General features: G+C 72.5%; 15 protein-coding genes. 1 reads left to right on the plus strand and 14 read right to left on the minus strand.

The window, feature by feature from the left end; genetic code table 11:
- Positions 1-9 precede the first annotated feature (9 nt).
- Complete coding sequence (locus AB0C27_RS31760) at positions 10-819, minus strand: alpha/beta fold hydrolase (protein ID WP_357851270.1); 810 nt, start codon at positions 817-819, stop codon at positions 10-12.
- 176 nt (positions 820-995) lie between these two features.
- Between AB0C27_RS31760 and AB0C27_RS31765 the strand changes: the two genes are divergently transcribed.
- Positions 996-4,742, plus strand: a complete 3,747-nt coding sequence (locus tag AB0C27_RS31765) for a S8 family serine peptidase (protein ID WP_357851273.1) — start codon at positions 996-998, stop codon at positions 4,740-4,742.
- Positions 4,743-4,793: 51 nt separating this feature from the next.
- Here AB0C27_RS31765 and AB0C27_RS31770 read toward each other — a convergent pair whose 3' ends face one another.
- The 13 genes from AB0C27_RS31770 to AB0C27_RS31830 all read right to left on the minus strand — a co-directional run bounded on the left by AB0C27_RS31770 (position 4,794) and on the right by AB0C27_RS31830 (position 19,773).
- Positions 4,794-7,916 carry an ATP-binding protein gene (locus AB0C27_RS31770; protein ID WP_357851276.1) on the minus strand — a complete coding sequence of 1,041 codons (3,123 nt, stop codon included), beginning with the start codon at positions 7,914-7,916 and terminating at the stop codon, positions 4,794-4,796.
- Positions 7,913-8,575 (minus strand): hypothetical protein, encoded by a 663-nt coding sequence (locus AB0C27_RS31775; RefSeq protein WP_357851279.1) that lies wholly within the window; start codon positions 8,573-8,575, stop codon positions 7,913-7,915. Before AB0C27_RS31775 ends, AB0C27_RS31770 begins: the two co-directional genes overlap by 4 nt.
- Before the next feature lie 3 nt (positions 8,576-8,578).
- Positions 8,579-9,634, minus strand: a complete 1,056-nt coding sequence (locus AB0C27_RS31780) for a DUF559 domain-containing protein (protein ID WP_357851282.1) — start codon at positions 9,632-9,634, stop codon at positions 8,579-8,581.
- Between the two features lie 95 nt (positions 9,635-9,729).
- A complete protein-coding gene (locus AB0C27_RS31785; RefSeq protein ID WP_357851285.1) occupies positions 9,730-10,380 on the minus strand; it encodes a sensor domain-containing protein in 651 nt (216 codons plus the stop codon).
- Positions 10,381-10,483: 103 nt separating this feature from the next.
- Positions 10,484-11,215 (minus strand): carbon-nitrogen hydrolase family protein, encoded by a 732-nt coding sequence (locus AB0C27_RS31790; protein WP_357851288.1) that lies wholly within the window; start codon positions 11,213-11,215, stop codon positions 10,484-10,486.
- 9 nt (positions 11,216-11,224) lie between these two features.
- The gene (locus AB0C27_RS31795) at positions 11,225-11,653 is read right to left on the minus strand and encodes a helix-turn-helix domain-containing protein (RefSeq protein WP_357851291.1); all 429 of its coding nucleotides are present in this window, start codon (positions 11,651-11,653) and stop codon (positions 11,225-11,227) included.
- Between the two features lie 36 nt (positions 11,654-11,689).
- A complete protein-coding gene (locus AB0C27_RS31800) occupies positions 11,690-13,279 on the minus strand; it encodes an ABC transporter ATP-binding protein (protein WP_357851294.1) in 1,590 nt (529 codons plus the stop codon).
- Entirely contained in the window at positions 13,276-14,334 is a 1,059-nt protein-coding gene (locus AB0C27_RS31805; RefSeq protein WP_357851297.1) for a serine hydrolase domain-containing protein, read from the minus strand. The genes AB0C27_RS31800 and AB0C27_RS31805 overlap by 4 nt, the downstream gene beginning before the upstream one ends.
- A complete protein-coding gene (locus AB0C27_RS31810; protein ID WP_357851300.1) occupies positions 14,331-15,506 on the minus strand; it encodes an anhydro-N-acetylmuramic acid kinase in 1,176 nt (391 codons plus the stop codon). Before AB0C27_RS31810 ends, AB0C27_RS31805 begins: the two co-directional genes overlap by 4 nt.
- 34 nt (positions 15,507-15,540) lie before the next feature.
- Positions 15,541-16,440 carry an N-acetylmuramic acid 6-phosphate etherase gene (gene murQ / locus AB0C27_RS31815; RefSeq protein WP_357851303.1) on the minus strand — a complete coding sequence of 300 codons (900 nt, stop codon included), beginning with the start codon at positions 16,438-16,440 and terminating at the stop codon, positions 15,541-15,543.
- A complete protein-coding gene (locus tag AB0C27_RS31820; protein WP_357851306.1) occupies positions 16,437-17,264 on the minus strand; it encodes an ABC transporter permease in 828 nt (275 codons plus the stop codon). Before AB0C27_RS31820 ends, murQ begins: the two co-directional genes overlap by 4 nt.
- Positions 17,261-18,226: an ABC transporter permease gene (locus AB0C27_RS31825; protein WP_357851309.1), complete on the minus strand. Its 966-nt coding sequence runs from the start codon at positions 18,224-18,226 to the stop codon at positions 17,261-17,263. Before AB0C27_RS31825 ends, AB0C27_RS31820 begins: the two co-directional genes overlap by 4 nt.
- Positions 18,223-19,773 carry an ABC transporter substrate-binding protein gene (locus AB0C27_RS31830; protein ID WP_357851312.1) on the minus strand — a complete coding sequence of 517 codons (1,551 nt, stop codon included), beginning with the start codon at positions 19,771-19,773 and terminating at the stop codon, positions 18,223-18,225. The genes AB0C27_RS31825 and AB0C27_RS31830 overlap by 4 nt, the downstream gene beginning before the upstream one ends.
- Positions 19,774-19,800: the final 27 nt, after the last annotated feature.

The following is a 19,800-nucleotide window of genomic DNA, read 5'->3' on the forward strand; positions in this document are numbered from 1 at the left end:
GGCCTCGGCTCAGGCTGTCAGCCTGGCGTGCAGGGCCTCGGCGAACTGCGCCGGGCTGCGCAGATAGCCGACGTAGTCGCCGGGCAGCTCCACGGCCTCGCGGCCGAGCAGCCCGGCGACGGCCAGCGTGGCGCGGTGCATCAGCCTGCTCCTCGTCTCGGCCCCGTAGGCCGGCACGACCGGGGCCGCGCGCAGCGCCGCCGCGTCGGGCACGTACGCGGAGAAGGGGCGCAGCTCGTAGCGACAGCTCATCTCCATGTTGACCGTCATCCGGCCCAGCATGTCGCGCACCCACTGCGGCAGCCCGGGGTCGGGCTCGGGCGGCGCGGTGACGCCGGTCTCCTCGCCGAGCTTGCGCATCGCCGGGCCGACGCCCTCGCGCTCGCACACCTCCACCGCCTCCCGCGTCAGCCGCCGCCAGTGATCGGCGTCGGGCAGCAGGTCGAACGCGGGCGGCTCGTGCGCCACCAGCCGCCGTACCGAGGACGGGTGGCGGGCCAGCAGATCGAGGCCGATCAGCGCGCCGGAATGGGTGGCGAACACGTGCGCGGGGCCGGCGCCGGCCGCCTCCAGCAGCCGCAGCGCGTCGTCCGCGTGCTCCTCGATCCGCTGCTCTGCGGGCGGCCCGGCCAGCGGGCTGCGGACGGCGCCGCGCCGGTCATAGGTGATCACCGTGTAGCGCCCGGCCATGACCTCGGCCATGGGCGCGGCCATCGCGGCGTCCGCGCCGCCGCCGAGGATCACGAGCAGCACCGGCCCTGAGCCGCGGACCTCGTAGTAGAGGCGTGCGCCGGGAACGTCGAGCATTCCGGAGTCCATGGTCCGCCAACTGTAGACGCGCGGGGACCGGCCGCCAACCTGGACTGGCGGATATACGACAAGTCGGGTTCTAGCCATGGCGATCTCATAGACACCGCAGCTCAGGATGACTAGGAATGCGGTATTCGTGCTTACCGATTCTTGGGAGGTCGTCCATGCTGCGTGGCTTAAGCCGGGTGAGGCGAGGGACGGTGATGGCCGCCTCGGTGGTCATGGCGGCCTCGTCGCTGGCGATTCCCGGCGCACCCGCCGCCGCATCCGCCGTGATCGACACGGCGGCGCCGCCTGGGGCGTTCACGCCCGCGCCGGCGAGCGACGAGATCACGTTGATCACCGGTGACCAGGTGCAGGTGCGCGCCGTGGACGGCGAGCACAGGACCGTCACGGTCACGCCCGCGCCCCGGGCGGACGGCTCCGTGCCGACGTTCCAGGTGCTGGAGTCGGAGCGCGGGGTGACGGTCATCCCCGACGACGTCGCCACGCTCGTCCCCGAGCGCCTTGACGCCGAGTTGTTCAACGTGACCGCCCTGGCCGAGCAGTCCTACGGTGCCGCCATTCCGCTCATCCTCACGTATCCGCCCAACAGCACCAAGGCGGCCATCCCGGCCGCCAAGCAGGTCCGCACGCTGGAGAGCATCGGCGGCGCGGGCGTGTCGGTGGCCGCGGCGGACGCGAAGGCGTTCGGGGCGGAGCTGGCCAAGCTGGCCTCCCCGTCGCCGCAGGCCCGCGCGGCGGGACCGCTGGCGGGCGTGACCAAGATCTGGCTCGACCGCAAGGTCGAGCCGGTGCTGAAGGACAGCGTGCCGCAGATCGGCGCGCCCGAGGCGTGGGCCGCCGGGTACGACGGCACCGGCACCACCGTGGCCGTGCTCGACACCGGCGTGGACGCCGCCCACCCCGACCTGGCCGGCAAGGTCGCCGACCAGCGCGACTTCACCGGCGAGAACGCGGCAGGCGACCCGCACGGCCACGGCACCCACGTGGCCGCCACCATCGCGGGCACCGGCGCCGAGGGCGGCACCGAGGGCGGCAAGGGCGTGGCGCCCGGCGCCAAGGTGCTCAACGGCCGCGTGCTGGCCGCCGACGGCTACGGCCAGCTCTCCTGGATCATCGACGGCATGGAGTGGGCGGCCGGCGAGAAGCGTGCCGAGGTCGTCAACATGAGCCTGGGCAGCCCCGAGGCGGGCGGCCCGCTCACCGACGCCGTCTCCACCCTCACCCGCCAGTACGGGACGCTCTTCGTGATCGCGGCCGGCAACGACGGCTGCGACTCCTGCGTGGGCAGCCCCGGCGACGCCCCCGAGGCGCTGACCGTCGGCGCGGTGGACAAGCAGGACAAGCTCGCCGAGTTCTCCAGCAAGGGCCCGATCATCGCCGACGGCGCGGTCAAGCCCGACGTCACCGCTCCCGGTGTGGACATCAGCGCGGCCAAGACGGGCGGCGGGCTCGCCACGATGTCCGGCACCTCGATGGCCACCCCGCACGTCGCGGGAGCGGCGGCGCTGCTGCGCCAGGCCCGCCCCGGGATCACCGGCGGCGAGCTGAAGTCCCTGCTCATGGCCTCCGCCCGTCCGGGTGACGGCATCCCGGTGGACGCGCAGGGCGCGGGCCGCATCGACGTCGCCGCCGCGCTCAAGAGCACGGTCGTGGCCTCGGCCGGCTCGCTCAACTTCGGCCGCCTCACCAAGGGCGAGGAGAAGACCCTCACCGTCGGCTACCACAACCTCGGCCAGGCGCCCGCCGCGCTGAAGCTGTCCAGCGGCGCGGCGTTCAGCGTCGAACCGGCCGAGCTCACCGTCCCCGCAGGCGGCACCGCCGAGGCCAAGGTCACCATCAAGGCCGACACCACCGGATCGTTGCGCCAGGAGCTCACGGCCTCCGGCGTGCGTACGCTGCTGACGGCGAACGTCGACGACAAGCGGGTCGAACTGCGCGTCCGCGGCATCGCCAGGGACGGCCGCAACGCCCGCGGCGGCTTCACCGTGCTGAACCTGGACGAGGGCACCCTGGTCGGCCGTGTCCTGCCCGGCTCGCCCGAGCAGCCCTGCACCGACGCCAAGTACGGCCAGGGCACCTGCCTGCTCGTCAAGCCCGGCACCTACTCCGTGCTCGGCCACGTCTTCACGATGCCCGCCACCGGGGACAGCACCGAGACCGGCAAACCGCTCAACGAGAGCCTCCTCGGCGACCCGGAGATGAAGATCACCGAGAACACCGAGGTCGTGCTGGACGCCCGCAAGGCCGTCGAGGTGAAGATCGAGACGCCCGACCACCAGACCAAGCGCAACACCGGGGCCGCCGCGGCCCTCCAGTGGTACCGCGCCGGCGAGCAGGGCACCGCGTTGCGCGGCGGCACCACGATCACGCCCGGCGGGCAGATCGAGGAGCGCCTGTTCGTCCAGCCCACGCGGAAGGTCACCAAGGGCACGTTCGTGGTCTCCACCCGCTGGCGGCTCAAGGCCCCGGAGATCGCCCTGACCACCCTCGGGCTGAAGCTGGACCCCCAGTACGTCGACCCCGTCCAGTTCAGCGACTTCTCCACCGAGTACCCGCGCCTCGACGGCACCAGGTTGCTGCTCGCCGTGGACGCGGGGCGCGGCTCGGAGAAGGAGATCAAGGCCCGCGACCTGCGCGGCAAACTGGCCGTCATCCGCCGTACCGAGGGCGTGCCCGTCTCCACCCAGTCCAACGCCGCCGCGGCGGCCGGGGCGGCGATGGTCGCGGTCTACAGCGACCAGCCGGGCGCCGACGTCACCACGGGCGGCAACGGGGTCAAGCTGAGCGTGCCGACCGTGCGGCTGACCCACGAGGAGGGGCTGAAGCTGGTCGAGCGGCTGCGCCGCCTGCCCGTGCCGATCGTGGCCAAGGGCATCACGGCCAGCCCGTACGTCTACGACCTCTACCTGCGCGAGCAGGGCCGGGTCCGCGACTCGCTGAAGTACGTGGTCCGCGCGAAGTCGCTGGCCAGGATCGAGACCGGCTTCCACAGCCAGCTCGCCGACGACGTGACGGCCAACGAGGCCCGCTTCGTCTTCGAGCCCTGGGACAACCTGTCGATCTCGACGAACCATCCCCTGCCCAAGACGCCGCGCACCCGTACCGACTATGTCACCCCCGACCCCGACCTGCGGTGGAGCACTTCGGCGGGCGCGCCGGAGCGGCACTACAACACGTTGTGGCCGCACCCCGACACGGTCCGCTTGGCCCTGTCGTCGCCGGTGTTCCGGCCGTACGAGGTGGGGGAGCGGACCGAGCACAGCGTGCTCAAGCAGCCGCTGCTGCCCGGCATCAACCCGCGCAACCCGCTGCGCAGGGACGGCGACCGGCTGCTCGTCTCGATGCAGGGCTTCGTGGACGCCCAGGGCAACTACGGCGAGGCCTACACCAGCGGCTTCGAGCAGGGGCTGAAGACCGACTTCCGGCTCTACCAGGGCGACGAGCTGCTGTGGCAGACGAACTACCTGCCCCAGGGGTCGGGGACGCTGCCCGCCGAGAAGGGCGCGTACCGGATCGAGTACGACGTGGCCAACGAGGCCGGCTGGGCGAAGCTGTCCAAGCGGACCCGTAGCGTGTGGACGTTCGACTCCGAGCAGGCGGCGGAGCCGACGGTGATCCCGCTGCTGCTGGCCGCGTTCGACGCGCCGGTGGACCTGAAGAACCAGGCCAGGTCGCGGACGCTCGGCCTGTCGCTGCGCCAGCAGGAGGGGGCGGAGCAGAGCGCGATCAAGGACGTCTCGCTGGAGGTGTCGTACGACGACGGCGCCACCTGGAAGCCGGCCCGCCTGCGGGCCAAGGGGCAGCGGGCCTACGAGACCACGCTGGACCGCTCGCCGTCCGGGTTCGTCTCGCTGCGGCTGAACGCCTCCGACATCAAGGGTCACACGCTGGCGCTGGAGGTGATCCGCGCCTACGCCATGCGCTGACGACCGAGCTTCCGGGGGAGTGCCGCGCGGCGGCGCTCCCCCGGAGGGGTTTCAGGCCCTGCTCTTCTCGATGACCTCCTCCGTCGTCAGCGGCGAGCGGGGATGCCTGGTCAGGCACATGGGGATCCGCGTCTTGACCGGAGCGGCGCCCTCCGTCGCCACGTAGAACTCGCCCGAGCTCAGCCGCGAGACGTCCGGCACGTCGCCGCCCTTCGACCTGGCCATCTCCCTGGCCGCGGAGATCTGGATCGGGGCGTTCAGCAGGCCGAAGAACTGCGTGGCCGAGTTGCCGGGGATGTGGTTGTGCAGCCCCTTCGGCGCCTGGGTGGCGAAGACCAGGCCGAGACCGTACTTGCGGGCCTGGGAGGCGAGCAGCACCGTGCTGCGGGTGGAGGCCGCCGCCCCCGTGGCCGGCGCGAACGTCTGCGCCTCGTCCATCACCAGCAGCGCGCCCAGCGGCCGGTCCTGCGCCGGATGTCGCTTGAACCAGACGAACAGCTCCATCTGCAACTGGCTCACGAAGCTCTGCCGCTGCTCCAGGGAGGGCAGCCCGACCAGGCTGATCACCGACACCCGCGCCCGTTTGCCCTCCGGCGGGGTCACCAGCAGGGCCGGATCGACCGGGGTCCCGGTGCCGCCGAACAGCGGATCGTTGTCCATGGCGGCGGTCAGCGACTGGGCCAGCCCGGCCGCGATGCGCTGGGCGTCGGCCAGCTCGCTCACGCCGTCGGGCAGGTCCGACAGCAGCGCCGCGAACCCCTTGAGGCTCGTCGAGCCGCGCACCCCGTAGTACGCCAGCGCCTTGCGCAGCACCGCCTGACCGAGCTGCGCCTTGTTCGTGTTGGCATCGAGCCTGATGCGCGGCGCGATGAACGCGACCGCCGCCTCCACCGCCTCGGCGAACTCGTCGGGATCGCCCGCCAGGCCGGCGAAGTCCGGCAGCGGCTGGAAGCTCAGCGGGCGACCGCTCGCCCGGCCCGGCGTCCAGACGACCACGTCGGTGCCCGTCAGATACTCCTCGGCCCGGCGCGCGTCCCCCTCCTCCCAGGCCGCCGGCGGCTCGGGCCAGCGTTCGCCCAGCCTGGCCAGGTCGTTGTTCGGATCGAGCACGATGGCGGGGACGCCGGACAGCGCGCACTCCTCGACCAGGCGGCGGATCAGCACGGTCTTGCCCGACCCCGATCCGGCGAAGATCGTGACGTGCTTCCTGAGCGCCTCCAGCGCCACGCTCACGGGCGCGCCGTCGGCCATCCGCCGGCCGACCGAAAGATACGGGACGCGCGTCGCGGACGAACCGGCGTCCCGGTGATGCGTGCTCGGCTGCGCGGGGGTGGGCTCGCGGGTGGGAACGCTCCAGGCGTTGGTCAGGGCGTCGGTCAGGGCCTCGGTGAGGAACGACACCGAGGCCGTCGGCCGCCGCCGCGCCAGCCAGCCCGCCAGGTGCGGCGGATTCTCGGCGAGCATCGACCTGAGCGCGCCCAGCACCCGGAGATCGTCCTCGCCCAGCCGCAGGGTCCGCCCGCCGGCCTGCTCGAACGCCGCGATGGCCGCCCGCGTCGCCGCCCCCTTGGACCACGGCGCGTTCCGCAGCAGGAACAGCCGCCGTTTCGGCACCTCGGCGTCCAGCCCGGCCGCCACCGAAGCCTTGCGGATGCGGTTCAGCGCCGCGTTGCCGTGCCCGGCGGTGACCGCGCGAAAGGCCCAGTGGACCTCGTCCTCGCTCGTCTCGTCCAGGGTGCGGCGCAGCCGCGCGTGCAGGGGCGGCTTCGGGCTGGGCGGCGGGTCCACGCTGAACGCGACCCCCGGCTCGCCCTGCTCGGCGATCCAGGCCGACAGCCCGGCCGCCAGCAGCGCGGGCATCGCGGTGTCCTCGCTCACCTGGTCGATCCGCGGCGCGGGGACGGCGTCCCGCAGCTCCGCGAACCGGGCGTCCAGGGCGCGCAGGTCGTCGGAAGAGACCGCGGGCACGGAAGGAGGGCCGTCCTGGGCCGGCGGCGTGGCGGTGAACGCGGTCAGCTCCCGTACCTCGTCGTCCGCCAGGCACGCGCGGACGTGCCGATCGATCGCGATGAGGAGCTGACGCGGCGTGAACCCGGGCGCCTGGGCGAACGCCTCGGGCCGCACCGGCCAGGTGGGGTAGGGCGGCTTGATCCCGGCTTCGCCGTACTGGACCTCGAACCGCCGGGCGACCAGGGCCGTCGCGGTCTCGGCGTCCGGGATGGTCATGAGCTGGACCGCCTGCCTGAACCGGTCCCGTACGGTGTCCACCGCCACGTCCTCGACGAGCGCCCACGTCGCCGGGATGCAGGTCACCACGGTCAGCGTCCTGCGGGTGACCTCGCGCAGCGCCATCAGGCCGCCCGCGATCCGCTCGATCATCGCCGTCTCGCCCGGGTCGCGGGCGGCGCCCTTGGTCGGCATGGAGGACTGGGCGACCAGAGGGTCGATCTGGTCCACGGCGATGATCGTCGGGCCGGTGAGCGCCATCAGGCGGGAGACGTCCCTGACGATCTCCTGCGGCGTCCTGCCGACCTGCCGGATGCCCCACAGGGCGCGCTCGCCCGGCTCGCCCTCGGGCGCGGACGACAGGAACGCCTCGCCCAGGTCCTGCAGCCCCAGGTTGTCGCCGGCCAGCAGCACCAGCGCCCGCGCCGTGTCCTGGCACTCCCGGCCCGCCTGTGGGTCCAGGCGGCGCAGCGCGGTCACGAACAGGTCCAGCTCCTGCCGGGTGACGGCCCGCTTGCCGGTGATCGCGCGCCTGGCCATGCGCGACAGCCCGACCATCGAGGCCAGGCGGTCGAGCAGCACCGTGAGCTGGACCTGGCCGTCCTCCCTGGGCCGCGACAGGCTGTCCAGGATGGACACCACGGTGCTCTCCCAGAAGCCCTTGGCGTCCAGCAGGCCCACCAGGACGAAGTAGCCGCCCTGCTGCTGCACCTGCTCGCGTACCCAGCCGAGCAGGTGTGTCTTGCCCGTGCCGCGCTGGCCCTGGACGACCACGCCGATGGGGCTGGCGTCCGGGCGACCGGCCGCCTCGGCCAGGCCGTCGAGGACGATCCTGGTGGACGCGCCGTGCAGCCCCTCCACGTGGTAGTCCGAGCGGCGCCACACGTCGTCGGCGCTCTCGGTGTAGTTGAAGCTCAGCGCGGCGAGATCGTGCACGCCGCCGCTCATGGCCTGCCGATCCAGAGCAGGTGCTTGTGCTGCTCGCCGATGAGCACGGCCGCCGCGCGGTCCTCCTCCGTGAGCGTCTTCTGGTTCGACTCGGGGACGAGGTTGACGTCGGGCAGCCGTTCCATGAGCACGAGCGTCTCGTCCACGGCGGCCCTGGGCGCGTCGGCCAGCCGCGCGCGCACGTCCGTCAGACTGACCCACGCGCCGGGGCGCGCGGCCAGGCCGGCGTAGGCGCGGCGGATGCGCGACTCCAGGTCGCCTTCCTCGCCTCGGTCCTGGACGCCGGCCGGTTCCTCCTCGTCGTCACCCGGGTGGAAGACGTCGGCCAGGCTCTGGTTGCTGCGTTCCATGTAGCGGGGCAGCCAGTCCAGCAGCGCGCGGGCCATCGCGCCCGAGGACCCCGTCTGCGGCGGGACCGCGCCCGCCCGCAGGTCCTCGGCCAGCCGCGCCCAGCCGGCGTCGGTCAGCACGTGCAGGTACGCCCCCCGGCCCGGCCTCCGGCTCTCCACCAGCTTCATCTCGTTCAGCCGCAGTCGCTTCGGGCCGTCGATCGACAGCCTGTGCCGCTGTTTCAGCTCGCTGTTGGAGACCTCCTTGGCCTCGACGGCCAGCACCAGAAGTGCGGCGAAGTCGGGAAGCGACAGCCTGGTGTGCGGCATGTGTCATCCTTCCGTTCCGCGGCGGCCACGCAGGAACTGCGCGATCCGGCGGAGCACGGTCTCGATGTCGGTCAGTACCTGAACATCGACGAAGCGCAGCACGGCGTAACCGTCGAGTTGGAGCAGCACGTCCCGCTCCCGGTCGGCGGCGAATTTGGCGGCGCCCCTGTGATCGGGCCCGTCGATCTCCACCACGCAACGCTCCCGCTCCCACAGCAGGTCCAGCCGGATGGGGGCGGCCAGGGGGTGCGGCAGGTACGTCTGATTCCACGACCGCCCCACCGCCCACGCACATCGCGCCAACGCCGCCTCCAAAGCCAGTTCACTGGGACTTCCGGGATGCGGCCGCCCGGCGACGGCCGGATACGACATCCGTGCCCCACCGGGTTCGATGGCTGGTGTGCCGGAGTGCCACCGCGGGTCCGTCGGAGTGGCGGTTCCGGTGGGGCCGCTGACGAGGCGCGGTCGTACGGTCGGCACCCGGTCGACGGCGTCCAAGGGCGCGCCCGTCAGCCACACGCCGGCTTTCGCCCGCTGGGCCAGCCATTCGCACCCCGCCACGAACACCTCCTGGGCGGCGGCCCCGAGTTCGTCGGGGACGTGGACCAGGACGGCGGTCGCGTTCCTGCCGTAGCTGTCGGCCAGCACCCTGGCCAGCCCCGCCGCCCGCACCTCTGGCGGGAAGGCGCTGGGCCCGCCTGCCAGGGCCCGCTCGGCCAGCTCGGCCAGGAACGGACCGTAGTGCTCGCCGGTGGACGCCCTGTGCAGCGCCAGCGCCCGGACGGCGCGCAACCCGGCACCGCCGGGGCCGTCGATCCCGGCGGCGCCTGGCAGCCAGGCGGGGAACAGCGCCAGCGCAGCCGCATCCAGCTCACGCAGGACGGACGCGACCAGCTCGGCCACGGTACGGGCGTCGTCCAGCAGCTCGGCGAGCCTGGGCCGGTAGCTGAGGATGGCCGGCGCTCCCGGCGGCAGCGGATCGATGCTCAGTGCCATGGCGTCGGCGTCAACGTCGAGCCGCACCACCCGGCCGACCGGCAGATCGGACCACGACCGCACCAGCACCACCGCCCCGGGACTGAATCGGCTTCCGTGACGGTGTATATCGCCAACCCGGCGATCAGCCCAGCGGTATGCCCATGACGGGCCTGAAGTCAGCCGGAGGTCAGGCCGATGACGCCTGCGGGGGCGTAGGAGGCGCGGGTCAGCATGGCCTGGGCGAGGGATGCCTTGACCAGGGCCGCGGCCCGGACGACGGGCATCAGGGTGAGGGCGAACAGCACGCCGACGGCGGTGTTGACGCCCACGAAGGCCAGGTCGCCGTCACCCAGACCGAGCAGCGCGGCCAGACTGCCGTCGGTCCCCGGAAGCCGGGCCAGGATCCAGCCGTAGACGGGGAACGTCAGACCGGCGATCGTCCCGGCCCACCACACCATGGTCACGACGGCGGCGGCCAGCGAGAACGGGAAGGCGATGATGCCGTACAGCAGGTCGAGCCAGGACTGCCCGCTGGCCAGCGGGTTCATCAGGCGGCGGAACCAGCCGGCCCCGGCGGGGACGGCGGTGTAGGAGGGGCGGGCGACGGAGCGGCCGAGGACCTCCGGCAGCGCGACCCGTTCGACGTCGCTCAGGCCCCTGGCCATGGCGGCGGCGCCGGCCAGGATGGGCAGGCCGACGAACGCGACCGCGCCGCCCACCCCGGCCGCGATCCCGGCCACGGCGACGGCGAAGTGAAGCACGGCCACGGGCAGGCCGAGCAGGGCGTAGCGGGTATCGGTGGCCAGACGGCGCCGGAGGGAGGTCATGCGAGGAACGCTACGGACTCGGCCCCCGCCGCCACGAGCCTGCCCACGGCACGTTCGAGGGTAGGGCGCGCCCTACCCTCGAACGGCGAACGACCCAGCGGCCCTACCCGAAGCCGCGGGCGGCGCGGTCGTGGCGGAAGGCGTGCAGGCGGGTGAAGTCGAGGTCGAAGGCGGAGACGGGCGCGTCGGGCGGGCCGGTGAAGAAGCCGGTGTGCGTCTCCGGGCAGGGGTTGGCGAAGCCGGTGACGCCCGCGCACGGATGCCCCTGGTACGTGCTCTCATGGTGCCAGTCGCTGACCGCCACGTACGTCATGAACTCATACGCCCGCGCCACGCTCATGTGCTGCCACAACTCCCTCGCCGGAGCGGGGCCGGACCAGCGGGTGACGGAGAAGGCGGGCACGAGGACCGCGTCGAAGGCGTCGTGACCGGCCAGGGCGGCCGAATACCACAGGTCGGCGCAGAGTAAGACGTGCAGGCGGCGCCCGGCCAGCTCGAACCCGGCGCTCGGCAGACCGGGCCGTACGCCGTTGCGCAGCTCCAGCCCGTACGGATGCACCTTGTCGTACTCCAGCAGCAGCCGGCCCCCCGCGTCGAACACCGCACCCCTGTTGACGGGACCGTCGTAGTGGGAGCCACCCACGACGGCGGCGCCCGAGCCCTCGGCCAGGGCGCGCACCCTGGCCAGGTAGTCGGCGCGGGGCAGGCTGGAGCCGGCCAGCTCGGGCAGCAGCACGACGTCGTCGGCGGGGGAGGGGAGCAGGTCCTCGATGGCGTCGAAGTTGGCGTGGCCGTCGGGGGACCAGTGCGGGGGCTGAACCAGGAGGATCTTCATGAGGCCCGGCTACTGGGGCACGGCCAGGCGGAGAGGGGTCAGGTCCTGGATGGTGACCGGCTCCTGGCAGGCCGCGCACACCGTGACTGGCTCCAGCACCGCCCCGCAGCTGTGCTCCCAGACCGCGGGCGGCTCGCCCTCGGTGACGTAACGGTCGCCCCAGGACATGAGCGTCAGCAGCACCGCGTTGAGCGCCTGGCCCGACTCGGTCAGCACGTACTCGTGACGCGGTGGATGCGTCTCGTACAGGCGGCGCTCCAGCAGTCCTGTCTCCTCCAGCTTGCGCAGCCGGGTGGTGAGGATGTCGCGGCTGGCGCCGGTGTTGCGGGCGATCTGGTCGAAGCGCCGCACGCCCAGGAAGATCTCCCGCAGGGCGAGCAGGCTCCATCGTTCGCCGACAACCGCCAGCGCGTTGGCGATCGAGCATTCCCTGGGCATGAGGGCGCCTCCTACTACACAGTCCGGATTTCCAACTTACCGGGTGCCGGGGATCGCGGCGAGCAGCTCGCGGGTGTAGTCGTCCGAGGGACGGTCGAAGATCTCCTCGGTGGCGCCGCTCTCCACGATCCGCCCGCCGCGCATGACGTGCACCGCGTGGGAGATCATCCGTACCACGGCCAGGTCGTGGCTGATGAACAGGTACGTCAGCCCCAGCTCGCGCTGCAGCCCGGCGAGCAGCTCCAGGATCTGCGCCTGCACCAGCACGTCCAGCGCGGAGACGGCCTCGTCGAGCACGACCAGCTCGGGCGACAGGGCCAGCGCGCGGGCGATGGCCACCCGCTGGCGCTGGCCGCCGGACAGCTCGTGCGGCAGCCGCTCGCCCATCGACGCGGGCAGCGACACCTTCTCCAGCAGCTCGGCCGCCGTCCGCCTGCGCTCGGCCGCGGTGCCGACGCCGTGCACGCGCAGCGGCTCGGTGATCGACTTCTCGACGGTGTAGCGGGGGTCGAGGGAGGCGTACGGGTTCTGGAACACCGGCTGCACCCGCCTGCGGAAGGCGAACAGCTCCCGGCGGCCGAGCCCGGCGGTGTCCGTGCCGTCGAAGCGGATGCTGCCGGAGGTCGGCTCGTCCAGGCCGAGCAGCAGGTTCGCGGTCGTCGACTTGCCCGAGCCCGATTCGCCCACGATCGAGACGGTACGGCCCCGGGGGACGGTGAACGACACCCCGTCCACCGCCGTGAACTCCTCGCCGGTGCCCCGGACGGGGAACACCTTGCGCAGGCCCTCCACCACGACCAGGTCCCCGGTCTCCGCGGGCGGCTCGGCGACGCGGACCGAGGACAGGCTGGGCACGGCCTTCAGCAGCCGCCGGGTGTAGTCGTGACCGGGATCGGCGAGGATGCCGGCCGCGGGCCCGGTCTCCACGATCTCCCCCTGGTACATGACCGCCACCACGTCGGCCCGCTCGGCCGCCAGCGCCAGATCGTGCGTGATGAGGAAGACCGCCGTGCCCATCTCGGCGGTGAGCTGCTCCAGCTGGTCGAGGATGCGCCGCTGCACGGTCACGTCCAGGGCGGAGGTGGGCTCGTCGGCGATGAGCAGCTTCGGCCGGCAGGCCAGCCCCATGGCGATCAGCGCGCGCTGCCGCATGCCGCCGGAGAACTCGTGCGGGTACTGGGCCAGCCGCCGCTCCGGCTCGGGGATGCCGACCAGGTCGAGCAGCTCCAGCACGCGGGCGCGCGCGGCCTTGCCCGTGGCGACCCCGTGCACCTCCAGGGCCTCGGCGATCTGGTCGCCGATGCGCATGAGCGGGTTGAGGTTCGACATCGGGTCCTGCGGCACCAGGCCGATGCCCGCGCCGCGGATGGCGGTCATCTCCCGCTGGCTCGCCTTGGCCAGGTCCCGGCCGTCGAACAGCACCTGGCCGCCGGTGATCCGGCCGTTGCCGGGCAGCAGCCGGTTGACCGCCGCCGCCGTGGTCGACTTGCCCGAGCCGGACTCGCCGACCACCGCGACGGTCTGGCCGGGCAGGATCTCCATCGAGACGTTCCTGACGACGGTGACATCCTGCCTGCGGGTGCGGAAGGCGACCGACAGGTCGCGGATCTCCAGGAGCGGGCTCATGCGGTCCTCGATCGGTGGGAGACGGCCTGCAGCAGGTCGGCCCAGAGGGCGTCGGTGGGGGTCGGCGCGCCTTCGGCGAGCAGCCGGTTGGAGGCCAGCGCCAGCGTGATGTCACGGCCGGGCACGAAGCCGACCGCGCAGCCCACGTAGCCGGGGTGGCCGAGCACGGTGACGGTCTCGCCGGCCAGCTCCAGCGCGTATCGGCGAAAGCCCAGCGCCTGCTCCTGGTCGGGGCCGGGGGCGAAGAACTCCCGCGCCACCGAGGGCCGCCACAGGTGGTCGTAGTCCTCGTACCTGGACAGCGCGGCCCCGTACTTGAGCAGGTCCGGCACGGTCGAGAACAGGCCCGCGTGGCCGGAGACGCCGTCGAGGGCGTGGAAGGCGTTGCCGTCGGCGACCTGCCCGATCACCGGCTCGGCTCGCCAGCGGGCGAAGTCCGTGCTGCGGTAGGGGACCGGGTAGGGCCGGCCGGTGTCCAGCATGGTCATCTCGACCCGGTCGTCGAGCGCGCTCATGGCCGCCTCGGAGCCGGCCGGGCGGGCGTACGTGGTCGAGGTGAGGCCGAGCGGCCGGGTGACCAGCTCGGCCAGCGCCCGGTCCAGCCGCAGCCCGGTGACGGCCGCGACGATCCGGCCCAGCAGGACGAAGCCCAGGTCGGAGTAGTGGCGGGCGCGGCCGGGGCGGTAGCGGGGCGGCGGCAGCTGCGGCGCGATGTAGAGCGGCCACCACTCCCACAGCCCGCCGCGGTGCAGCAGCAGGTCCCGCACGGTGATCGCCTCGTACGACCGCGGCAGGTACGCGCTCAGCGGCGCGTCCAGGTCCACCAGCCGGTCCGACACCAGCCGCATGAGCATCGTGGTCGTGGCCATGACCTTGGTGACGGAGGCGAGGTCGTGGTAGGTCTCCGGGGTCATCAGGTCCACGCCGGTGAGATCGTCGGGGCGCACGGTGCGGTACCCGGCGTACTCGTCGAGGTCGAACCACGGCGTGCGGGCCGCCATGACCAGCCCAGGAGGTGGCGTGTGCTCGGGCTTCGTGCCCTCAGGTGCCGTCATCGGGCCGGCACCAGCGCCAGCGTCAGAGACCGCGGCGGCTCGGCGAGCGGCGTGGGCAGGACCAGCGGGCCGGCGCCGGGCGTCAGCGTGCCGAGGATCCGGGGGCCGGTGGCACCCGTCCCGCCGGGCGCCGTGCCGGGCAGCCCGTGCGCGCTCAGCCAGCCGATCAGCGCGAACGCGATCGCCTCCTTGTCGTCGGAGGGCGCGCCGAACTCGTCGGACGGGGCCACTCGCACGCCGGGCAGCGCGGCCCGCAGCCCGTCCATGATCACGGGGTTGCGGCAGCCGCCGCCGGAGACGACCAGCGTGCCCACCCCTGCGGCCCGCACGTCCGCGGCGACCGTGCGCACGGTCAGCTCGGTCAGCGTCGCCACCAGGCCGGCGTCGTCGGCGGCCGAGCCGGACCTGGCCACCGCCGCGTCCACGTAGCCCAGGTGGAACAGCTCCTTGCCGGTGCTCTTCGGCGCCGGCAGCCGGTAGTACGGCTCGTCCAGCAGCTCCGCCAGCAGCCGCTCGTCCACCCGGCCGGAGGCCGCGATCCGCCCGTCCTCGTCGAAGCCGCGCGCGTTCAGGCCCCTGCTCGTCACCACGGCGTCGATCAGCGCGTTGGCGGGGCCGATGTCGTACGCGTGCAGCGAGCCGTCGCGGACCACGGTCATGTTCGAGATGCCGCCCAGGTTGAGCGCTCCCGCGCCGCCCTCGTGCTCGCCGAGCAGCAGCCCGTCCAGCACCGACACCAGCGGCGCGCCGTGCCCGCCGGCCGTGATGTCCCTGATCCTGACGTCGGACAGCACCGGCGCGCCGGTGCGCTCGGCGATCCAGGCGGGCTGGCCGATCTGCAGCGTGCCGAGCGCGTGCGTGCCCTCGACCCAGTGGTAGACGGTCTGCCCGTGGGAGACGATCAGATCGACCGGCCCGCCCCGTGCGACGGCCTGCGCCGCGGCCTCCGCGAAGCTCTGCCCGATGAGCGTGTCCAGCTCGCACACCTCGGCCAGTGTCGTCGGCGCGGGCGGCAGCGCCGCGATCAGCCGCGCCCGCAGCTCGTCCGGGTACGGGGTGCTCGCCGTGTGCCCGACCCGGCCTTCGAGCACGCTCCCGACGAGCTCGAAGTCCACCACGGCCACGTCGATCCCGTCGTGCGAGGTGCCGGAGATCATCCCGAGTACTCTCATGCCCGCTCCCCGAATGCCGTCCCCAGCCGTACCGTCATGCCCGCTCCCCGAGTGCCGTGCGCAGCCGTCCGCCGGCCCGTTCCAGCCGCGCCGCCGCGTCCTGCGGCGACAGGTCGAAGCGCGAGGCCACGACCGCCTGTTTGACGTTGAAGCCGTTGGCGTCGAGCGCCGCCAGCGCCTCCTCACGTCCCGCTCCCGTGATCGTGCGCACCATGCTCACGGCCCGCTCGCGCAGCTTGCCGTTGCTCGCTTTCACGTCGACCATGAGATTTCCGTACGTCTTGCCGAGCCGGACCATCACGATCGTCGAGAACATGTTGAGCACGAGCTTCTGCGCCGTGCCCGCCTTGAGCCTGGTCGAGCCGCTGATCACCTCGGGCCCGACGAGCACCTCGATCGCGTGCTCGGCCGCCTGGCCGAGCGGCGAGCCCGCGTTGCACGACAGCCCCACCGTCAGGGCTCCCAGCGCGCGGCCCCGCCGCACGGCGGCCAGCACGTACGGCGTCCGCCCGCTGGAGGCGATGCCCACCACGGTGTCCAGGGGCCCGATCCCGGCCGCGTCCACGGCCGCCGCCCCCGCCTCCTCGTCGTCCTCGGCCCCTTCGCAGGGCGAGACGATCGCGCTCTCGCCGCCCGCGATGATCGCGAAGACCTGCTCGGGCGGCGTCGAGAACGTCGGCGGGCACTCCGAGGCGTCCAGCACGCCCAGCCGGCCCGGGGTGCCGGCGCCCACGTAGACGAGCCGGCCTCCGGTCTCCATGCGCGCGGCCGCCGCCTCGATGGCCGCGGTGATGCTCGGCAGCGCCGCGGCGACCGCGGCGGGCACCGTGGCGTCGGCCGCGTTCATGGTCGCCGCCAGCTCGCCGACGCTCATCACGTCGATGCCGGCGAAGCGCGGATCGGCCGACTCCGTCGTCAGTTCTGAGAGGTTCACCGCTTCCCTCGGTTCCGGGGGTCGAGTGTGTCGCGCAGGCCGTCGCCGAGCAGGTTGAGACCCACCACGAGCAGCACGACGACCGCGCCGGGCGCGATCAGGGTCCAGGGGGCCACGAACACCAGGCTGCGCGCCTCGAAGATCATCGAGCCGAGCGACGGCGCCGGCGGCGGAGTGCCCAGGCCCAGGAAGCTCAGCGACGCCTCGGTCAGCACCGCCCACGAGAGCGACAGCGCGACCTGGATGACGATGATCGAGGTGATGTTCGGCAGCACGTGACGCAGCATGATCTGCCAGCGGCTCAGGCCGGTGGACACGGCCGCCTTCACGTACTCGATCTCCCTGAGCGAGAGCACGGGCCCGCGGGTGACCCGGATGAAGATGGGGACGTAGACGATGGCGATGGCCACGGCGATCGTGAACCAGTTGCGGTCCAGCACCGAGGCCAGCGACAGCGCCAGCAGCAGCGGCGGGAAGGCGAACAGCACGTTCGTCACCCCGCCGATGGCGCCGTCGGCCAGGCCCCGGTAGAAGCCGGACACGAGCCCGCCCAGCGTGCCGACGACGGTCGCGAACGTCACCGCGACCACCGCGATCAGCGCCGAGTTGCCCACGCCCGCCGCCACCCTGGAGAAGACGTCGCGGCCGAACTGGTCGGTGCCGAACAGGTGCTCACCGGACGGCGCGAGGAACCGCGCCGGCGGATGCTGGGCGATCGGGTCGTAGGGCAGCTGCCCCAGGTACGACAGCACCGCCACCACGGCCAGCAGCGCCAGGATCACCACGCCGGCCAGCCCCACGGGACTGCGCCGCAGCGCGCTCACGACGCCCTCACCCGGGGGTCGATGAGCCGGTAGAGCCCGTCGGTCAGCAGGTTGACCAGGACGAACGCCAGCGCGATCACCAGCACCGTGCTCTGCACGACCGCGTACTCCTTCTGCTGGATCCCCAGCAGCACCTGCCGCCCGATCCCGGGGACGGAGAAGATCTGCTCGACCACCACGGCCCCGCCCAGCAGGTAGCCGAACTGCAGCCCGGTCATGGTCACGATCGGCACGAGCGCGTTGCCCAGCACGTGCCTGATCTGCAGCCGCCGCTCCGGCACGCCCTTGGCGCGGGCGGTGCGCACGAAGTCGTTCGAGCGCACCTCCAGCACCGCCGTACGGGTGGTGCGCAGGATGGGCGCGGCGATGCCGAAGCCCAGCACGAGGGAGGGCAGCAGCATCTGCCGCAGGTTGAGCAGCGGATCGTCGACGAAGGTGGCGAAGCCCTGCCCGTTGGGGTTGAACCCGAACGACGCCGCGAAGACCGACAGCAGCGTCGTGGCCAGCAGGAACGCCGGGATCGAAAGGCCGGCCAGGCTCACCACCTGGCCGGCGGCGTCACGGACGGAGTTCGTCCGCGAGGCCGCCAGCATGCCCAGCGGCACCCCGATGAGCAGCGCCAGCACGATCGAGAACACCGCCAGCTCGAACGTCACCGGCAGCGAGTGCAGCGTCAGCTCCAGCACGCTCTGCTGCGAGCGCGCCGAGTAGCCGAAGTTGCCGGTGAACATGTTGCCCAGCCACGAGAAGAACTGGGTGACCAGCGACTGGTCCAGGCCGTAGTACTGCTCCAGTGCCTGCCGCTGGGCCGGGGTGAGCGCGGCGGCCTCGGTGCCGAGACCGGCCGTGATCTGGTCGCCGGGGATCGCCCTGAGCATGACGAAGACGAACACGGCCACCCCGAACAGGATGCCCAGCGTCTCGGCCACGCGCCGCAGGACGCGGTTGCGCAGGATCGTCATCCGACCGAGGTGGTCCGCAGGTACTGCAGCGAGCCGCTGGCCATCGGGACGAAGCCCTGCACGCCGGAGGTCGTGGCGGTGTAGGTGTAGCCGGCGAACAGCCAGATCCAGGCCGCGTTGTCCTCCAGCTCGGCGCCGACCTTCTCGTAGATGGCCTTGCGCTCGGCCTGGTCGGTCGTCGCCTTGCCCTGCGCGAACAGCTCGTCCAGCTCGGGGGAGCTGTAGCCGGCGACCTTGTTCAGGTTGCCCTTGCTGGTGAAGTAGCGGCCGTAGGAGCCGTCGGGGTCGGGGCGCCCGCCGTTGAGCGCCACGGCCGCGTCGAAGTCGGCCGCCACCCAGCGGTCCACGAACGCGCCGGACTCCAGCACCTCCAAGTCCAGGGTGATCTTCGCCTCGGCGAGCTGGGCCTTGAGGTTCTGCGCCTCGTTGACGGAGGTGGCGTACTCGCCCTGGGAGACGATGGTCTTGATCGTCACGCCGCCGGGCTTGCCGGCCTTGGTGAGGTACTCGGCCGCCTTGGTCAGGTCGCGGGCCGGGCAGGGACGCTTGTTCGGGTCCGACTTGAACGCCGGGGCGGTGATCGGTCCTGTCACCTCGCCCTCGCCGAGCGCGGCGGTGTCGAGCACCTGCTTGCGGTCGATCGCGCACTGGACGGCCAGGCGCACGTTGACGTCCTTGAGGTCGCCGTGCTGCGCGTTGAGCTGGAGCACGTGGTAGTTGAGCTGCGGCGTCTTGGCCACCTGGATCGTGCCGCCGCCGGCCGCGGTCTGCGCGACGAGCGGGTCGTTGAAGACGGCGAGCTGCACGTTGCCCGACTGCATGGCCGACACGATGGACGACTCGTCGGGGATCACCCGGAACTCGACCGAGGCGAGCTTCGGCTTCTCGGCGCCCCAGTACTTGTCGTTCCTGGTCAGCGTGATCGACTGGCTCGGCACGCGCTTGCCCAGCGTGAACGGGCCGGTGCCGTTGGGCGTGGCGTTGAGCTTCTCCTCGGTGTCGTCGGAGGAGAGGATCGCCAGGTTGACGGTGGCCAGGTTGGCGGGCAGCGCCGCGTCGGGGCCGCTCAGCTCCAGTTCGACCGTGTCGGGGCCGCTCGCCTTGACCGACGTGACCGACGCGAGCGAGGCGCGCGCCACGGCCGCGGTCTTCTCGTCCAGGATCTTGTCGAGGGAGTCCTTGACGTCCTTGGAGTCGAACGCGCTGCCGTCGGCGAACGTCACCCCCTGGCGCAGCTTGAGCGTGAGCTTCTTGCCGTCGTCGGAGGTCTCCCAGGACTCGGCCAGGCCGGGGACGACGTTGAGGTCCTTGTCGAACTCGGTGAGCGTGCCGTACAGGTTCTGCAGCACGTTGACGGCCTGGAACTGGGTGGCCTTCCAGGGGAAGAGCGTGTCGGGGTCGGAGGTCACGCCGACGACGAGCGCGCCGCCCGGCGCTCCGGTGCCGGACGCGGTGCCGGAGGGTGCGCCCGAGGAGGACGAGCAGGCGGTGAGGGCGAGGGACAGCGCAGCGGCGATGCCGACCGCGGAGATGGCGCCACGGGGCATATGGTCTCCTCAGAACAGTAGGTCATA

This window comes from Nonomuraea sp. NPDC048882, assembly GCF_040649755.1.
GTDB lineage: Bacteria > Actinomycetota > Actinomycetes > Streptosporangiales > Streptosporangiaceae > Nonomuraea > Nonomuraea maheshkhaliensis.